Annotated in this window: 3 protein-coding genes; all 3 read right to left on the bottom strand. The window is 73.5% G+C overall.

What is annotated here, in order from left to right:
* The 3 genes from lacZ to IO40_RS0126940 all read right to left on the bottom strand — a co-directional run bounded on the left by lacZ (window position 1) and on the right by IO40_RS0126940 (window position 6396).
* Window positions 1-3177: a beta-galactosidase, LacZ type gene (lacZ, locus tag IO40_RS0126930; protein WP_016470920.1), complete on the bottom strand. Its 3177-nt coding sequence runs from the start codon at window positions 3175-3177 to the stop codon at window positions 1-3.
* 121 nt (window positions 3178-3298) lie between these two features.
* Window positions 3299-5677, bottom strand: coding sequence for a sensor histidine kinase (locus IO40_RS35040; protein ID WP_157846454.1), 2379 nt, complete (start codon window positions 5675-5677; stop codon window positions 3299-3301).
* A 242-nt stretch (window positions 5678-5919) separates the two neighbouring features.
* Complete coding sequence (locus IO40_RS0126940; RefSeq protein WP_106963838.1) at window positions 5920-6396, bottom strand: hypothetical protein; 477 nt, start codon at window positions 6394-6396, stop codon at window positions 5920-5922.
* Window positions 6397-6562: the final 166 nt, after the last annotated feature.

The following is a 6562-nucleotide window of genomic DNA, read 5'->3' on the forward strand; positions in this document are numbered from 1 at the left end:
TCACACCGCGCGCAGGCGGTAACCGTAGCGGTAGGTGCGGTCCGCGTGAAGGAGGTAGCGCTCCAGCGGCGCCGCGCCCCACGAGTCGTTGCCGCCCAGCCCCATCTGCCGGTGGTTGACGGCCAGGACCGTCTCCTTCCGGGGCGTCAGCTCGTGCGGATGGCGGGGCCCGTCGAGATCGTCCGGGGTGTGGTGGAGCGCGCTCAGCTCCAGCCGGTCGCCCGGCTCGGTGGTCACCCGCAGCCCCGCACCGTCCCTGCCGGTCACCTCGCCCCAGCGCACATCCGTCACGTTCCCGCACTCCTGCGGCCTCACGTACGGGGTGAACCGGTCGGTCACCGTGGAGCGGTGGCGGCCGACGAAGGCGCCCGCCCTGCGGTCCCAGTAGTTCTCCTGCGGGCCCCGGCCGTACCACGTGAAGGTCTCCCGCCCCGGAGGGAGCGTCAGCAGTGCCCCGACCAGCGGCAGGTCCGGCAGCCCCTTGCCCGGCTCCAGCGTGTGGGCCACCCGCACCTCACCGTCGCCGCGCACCGTGAAGACCGTGGTGTACGAGGACCTGGCGGGGGACGTCGGCAGGGCGCAGCGGACCGTGAGGGTGACCCGGGAGCGGCTCTCACGCTCGACGGTCACCTCCTCCACCGTGCGGCCGGAACCCGCCTTCTTCCAGGTGGCCGCGGTCTTGTGGAAGCCGCGGCCGATGTCGTTGTCCGTGGGACCGCGCCAGAAGTTGGGCACGGGGCCCTCCGACAGCAGCAGCACCCCCTTGTGCCGGAATCCGGTGAGGGTGCCGGTGGAGGTGTCGAGGGTGAGGCTGAAGTCGCGGCCCGTGACGGTCACCGTACGGCCGCTCTCCTCGTACTCCACCGGCGGCAGCCCGCCGTCGTCCGGCTCCGCCGCAGCGGGCACCTGCCACTCCTTCAGCTGGAACTGGCCGGCCGCCACCTCGTGCCCGGCCTTCGCCCACGAGGTGCCGCGGCGCAGCACCAGACTGAGATTGAGCCAGTACTCGGCGCCCGGCACCGGCCGTGCGGGGCGCCGGACGGGCAGCCGGACGGTGCCGGTGGCGCCCGGCCCGGTCGCGGGGGGCCGTACCGTGCCGTGCTGCACGCGCTCCCCGTCGCGGGTCACCTCCCACCGCAGCTCGTAACCGTCCAGCCCGGTGAACAGCTGCTTGTTGGTCAACTCGACCTCGCCGTCGGCGGCCTTCGGGCCCGAGAAGGCGATCCGCTGGTAGATGTGCTTGACCTCGTGCAGCTCCGGTTCCGCCTCCCGGTCGGAGCGGATGATGCCGTTGCAGCAGAAGTTGCCGTCCGTGGGATAGCCCGGCACCCAGTCACCGCCGTAGGACAGATAGCTGCGGGAGGGGTCGCCCGGCACCGGCTTGCGGATGGTCTGGTCCACCCAGTCCCAGATGAAACCGCCGTGCAGATTCGGGTACTTCTCGAAGACGTCCCAGTACTCCTTGAGGTTGCCGGTGCTGTTGCCCATCGAGTGGGCGTACTCGCACAGCAGGAACGGCTTCGGATTGCCGGAGGCGCCGTACTTCTCGACCTCGGACGGCGGCGCGTACATCCGGCTCTCCACGTCGGCCACCTCGTTCATGCCCTCGTAGTGCACGGGCCGGGTGGCGTCCCGCCGGTGGATCCAGTCGGCCATCTTGCGGAACGTGTCGCCGCGGCCGGCCTCGTTGCCCAGCGACCACATCACCACACAGGCGTGGTTCTTGTCCCGCTCGACCATGCTGCGCGCACGGTCCAGACACGCCTCGGCCCACTCCGGGAGGGAGCCGGGCAGGCTGTCGCGGACACCGTGGGTCTCAAGGTTGGCCTCGTCCACGACGTAGAGGCCGAACTCGTCGCACAGCTCCAGCCAGCGGGGCGCGTTCGGGTAGTGCGAGGTGCGGACGGCGTTGATGTTGTGCTGCTTCATCAGCTCGATGTCGCGCAGCATCGTCGCCTCGGGCACCGCCTGCCCGTGCACGGGGTCGGTCTCGTGCCGGTTGGTGCCCGCGAAGACCAGCGGCTTGCCGTTGATCTCCAGCTTCCCGGGGCCGAACGTCAGCTTGCGGAAACCGAACCGCACCCGGTGGGTCTCCGTACGCCGTCCGTCGGGCCCGCGCACTGTCAGGACGAGGGTGTAGAGGCTGGGGCTCTCCGCGGACCACAGGGCGGGACGGCGCACCGAACCGGTGAGCCTCACCCCGGCGATGCCGCCCGCCGGGGGCGTCACCCGGCCGGTGAGCGGGCCCGTCTCCACCCGGCGCCCCCGCGCGTCGTACACCACGCCGCTGACGGTGCGGCTGCCCGCCGTGCCGCCGGTGGTGTCCCGCACCCGGGCGTCCACGGTCAGCTCCGCACCGGTGAGGGCCTCGTCCAGCGCGGTGCGGACCTCCACGTCGTGCAGGTGGACGCGGGGCACCGAGTAGAGGTAAACGTCGCGGAAGATCCCGGACAGGTCGATCATGTCCTGGTCCTCCAGCCAGCTGCCGTCCGACCAGCGGTAGACCTCGACGGCCAGCAGGTTCTCCCCGGCGTGCAGGTGCTCGCCGATGTCGAACTCGGCCGGGGTGTAGCTGTCCTCGCTGTAGCCCACCCGCTGCCCGTTCACCCACACGAAGAACGCGGACTTCACCCCTTGGAAGGAGAGCAGGGTCCGCCTGCCGTCCCAGTCCCGCGGCACGGTGAAGGTCCGCCGGTAGGACCCGACCGGGTTGAACCGGGTCGGCACCGCGGGCGGCGCCGGCTTCTCGTAACCCGTCCACGGGTACGGGACGTTCAGATAGATCGGCTCCCGGTACCCGTGCAGCTCCCAGTTGGCCGGAACCGGCAGGCTGTCCCAGTCGCCGTCGTCGTAGTCGGTGCGGTGGAATCCCTCCGGCCGCTTGTCGGGATTCTCCGACCAGCGGAAGCGCCAGTCGCCGTTCAGCGACCGGTAGTAGGGGGACCGGTCACGGTCGCCGCGCAGCGCGGACTTCTCGTCCCGGTACGGGATCAGAGCCGTCCGCGCCGGCTCCCTGTTGACCTCGAACGTCGTCGGATCGGCGTCCCATGCGCCGTCCCGGCCGGCGGCCCGGGGCCGCCGTTCCGCGGCGAAGGCCGCCTTCTGCTGCGTGAAGGCGGCCCAGCCCGCGAGAACCCCGCCACTCGCCGCCAGAAAACTCCGTCGTGCCCATGGCATCGCTTCCATGGCGAACAAGACACCACAAGGACGAAGACGTATCAACGCTTTCGCACAGCTTCTTTCAGCCGTCGCCGCCGCCCCGTCCGGCTCCCCGACGGCAAGCGCAGGTGAGAGGGCATCAGCGAGCGGAGGAGCCCTCCCCGTCCGACGGGTGCCCGCTGCCGCGTACGGCCGAACCGCTGCGCCGGAAGGAGGCCATCAACCGCGGCGGACGCACCTCCCGGGCACCGTCCGGGGCCTGCTCACGACGCGGAACGGCACGCTCCGACGGGTACCGCCGCGGCAATGGCGGTCGCGCCGCCCCGTGCTCCGGCCCCGCAGCGGTCGCGGCCTCCCCCGTCGGCGCCCCGCCGAACGGTGCCGGAACGGCCGGCCCCCGCCCCTCGGCGCGGGCCCGTGTCCGGGGCCGCGGATCGCCGGGCGCGACCGGCGCGGGACCGGGCTCCCCCGCGCCGTCCGGGCCCGCGGCCCGGTGCCGTCCCCCGCCGGTCCCCGGCTCCTCGCCCGCAACCGGCAGGCCCCCGGAACGGCCCGGCGCCTCCGCCGCACCGCCCGGCACCTCGCGATGGCCGGCCGGTACGTCCGGGTGGCCGGCCGGAGTGTCGGGGTGACCGGCCGCGGTGTCCCGGTGACCGGCCCGCGCGTCGAGGTGGCGGGCCAGGGCGTCGGGGCGGCCGGCCACGCCACCGGTGTGGCCCGCACCGGCGCCGGGACGGACGGCCGGGTCTTGCGGGTGCGGATCGGAGGACGGTGCCGTGACCGGGCCGCGGGCCGGCCCCGCACCCGAGACCCCGGGCGGGACGGGGGCCCCGCCACGTGGCCGGTCCGCGGTCGCCCGGGTGCCGGGCCCCGCGTCCGGCACCGTGTGCGGGCCGGGCGCGGTGTGCGGGTCTGCCTCCGCCCCCGCGGTGGAGGCAGACCCGGGTGGAGCGACGGGGCCGTCGGGCCGGTGACCGACCGGGCCGACGGAGGGGCGGCCGTCCGGGGCCGGGCCCGGGCCCGAGCCCGGCGCCGGGTCCGGGCCCGAGGCCGGGTCCAGGGCCGAACCCGAGGCCGGGTCCGGACTCGCGTGCCCGCCCGGGGCCGCAGCGGTGACGCCCCCAGCGGCAGCGGCCGTGCCGGTGGCGCTCCGAGCGGCGGTACCGGTGGCCTCCCCGGGAGCCGTGCCGGACGCGCCGCTCCTGTCGTCGGCGGCGAGGAGCCGGCGCGGCAGCACGATGACGGCCTGGACGCCGCCGTAGATGTTGTCGCGGAGCTGGACGACGATCCCGTGCCGGCGGGCCAGGGCGGCGACCAGATAGAGCCCGATGCGGCCGTCGCGTACGAGGGCCGGGAAGTCGACGCGGTCGGGCTCGGTGAGCACCGCGTTCATGTGGTGCCGGTCGCCGGGGCTCATCCCGAAGCCGCGGTCCTCGATCTCGACGGCGATTCCCGCGGTGACGCGCTGGGCGCGCACCAGGACCTGGGTCTCGGGGGCGGAGAACACCGTGGCGTTCTCGACCAGTTCGGCCAGCAGATGGACGATGTCCGTGACGGCGTGCCCGCGCACGGCGCCCTCGACGGGCGGGACGAGCTGGACCCTGGGATATTGCTCGATCTCCGCGACGGCGGACCGCAGCACCTCGGAGAGGTGGACGGGACGGTTCCAACGGCGGTGCGGCGCGGCGCCGCCGAGGACGGCGAGGTTCTCGGCGTGGCGGCGGACCCGGGTGGCGAGATGGTCGACGGCGAAGACCCTTTCGAGCAGGTCGGGGTCGTCGATGTCGTGCTCCAGCTCGTCGATGAGCCGGATCTCGCGGTGCGCGAGGGTCTGGAGCCTGCGCGCGAGGTTACCGAGGACGGCCGCGTGTTCCTGGTCGGCTTCCTGACCGCCGTCGTGGCCCTGTCCGGCGAGGGCGGCTGCCTCGGCGACGGCGGCTTCCGCACCGCACTGGGCGAGCGTGATCCGGTGGGCGAGCAGGTCGAGTCCGTCGCCGACGGGCTCCTCCCGGGGTGCGGGAGTGCGGGGTACCGGGCGTTCGCCGTGCCGCAGGGTCCAGAGCATGGAGTCGAGTTCGGCCTGTCCTCGGGTGGTGGCGCGGCGCAGGGCCGCGCACCGTTCGGCGGAACCGCGTGCTTCGGCCGCGGCGAGCACGGCGGCGGCGGTGACCACGGCGGTGGAGACCAGGAGGCCGACCACCAGCGCTGCCCACGTGGTGGCCCCGGGTGGCCGTGCGCTGTCGCGGTCCGCCAGCAGGCAGCCGGAGACGACGGCTCCGGTGAGGGCGGTCAGCCCGGCGGGCAGGGCGGCGAGCCGCACCAGACGGCGGCGTACGGCGGCGTCGCCCGTCGTCTCGCGGGGCCGGGGTTTGCCGTGCCGGCGGTGTGCGGGACGGCGGGCGCCGCGGGCCGTCTCGTCGGCCGGGGTGCGCGGGGGGTCCTGGTCCGGCGCGGATTCGGAAGCGGAGGTTCCTATTCCGTTCGGTGTCCGCACGACGGAGCTGCTGGGTCGAGCCATGGAATCCTCGAAGAGGTTGAGGTGTCGGAGAGGTGTGAAAGAGGTGATGACCGGATGGTCACGCTAGCCCGCACCCCGCACCCCGACTGACCCGAACGAGGTATTCGCCAGGGTGCGCCACCTCCCAAAGAGTGACCGCCCCACCTTCCCCTTGACAGCCCCCTCTCCTCGGGGCACACCCCGCCGGGCCCCGGCCGTCACACCGCCTGCGCCCCCGCACCGCGCGCGTGATGCGGCTCCTGTCAGTCCCAGGCGTTGAACAGAACTCCGCCCAACGTGGTGGCGCGGTGATAGCGCACCTGGCGCCACTCGGCCGGGGTCAGCGCCGATGCGTCCACCTGAGAGAGCGGTGCGGCCAGTTGCCCGGGCGTCAGAACAGCGAACCCCGCGGCAGTGAAGCAGCCGGCCCAGGGTGGTGGGGCCAGGAACTCGTCCGTGTACTGGTCCCGACGTGCACCGGCGAAAGCGACCCACGGTTGGTGTGCGTGACAGAGGACGATGGTCCGTGCCGCTCCACGGGTCACTGTGGCGGTGTGGTACGTCCGAGGACAGTGACGGTCCTCGACCTCATCCACCTGGCCTCCGGCGGCCCGAGCGGCTGCGTACAAGGCTGTGCGGAACGCCCGCCGGTCGGTTTCCGGCAGCGGCCCGTCCTGCGGCCGGAAGAACCCTGTGGCGCCCGGCGGGAGCGGGAACACCATGCCCATGTCTGCGGCCATGCGGCCCATTGTGCCGACAGGAAGCTGTGACGGCGCCTCCCCGCCCTGCTCCGACTCGTGACCGGCCGCCCCGTTATGTTGTTCGCGGTCCTGCAAGAGGGCTGCTGGCCTCCGGGCCCGGTATGACTGTTGCCCCCTGTCGAACAGATGACCCGGGGGGTGGTGT

Origin of the sequence: Streptomyces albus subsp. albus, from assembly GCF_000725885.1 — a bacterium.
In the GTDB taxonomy this organism is placed as follows: Bacteria; Actinomycetota; Actinomycetes; order Streptomycetales; family Streptomycetaceae; genus Streptomyces; species Streptomyces albus.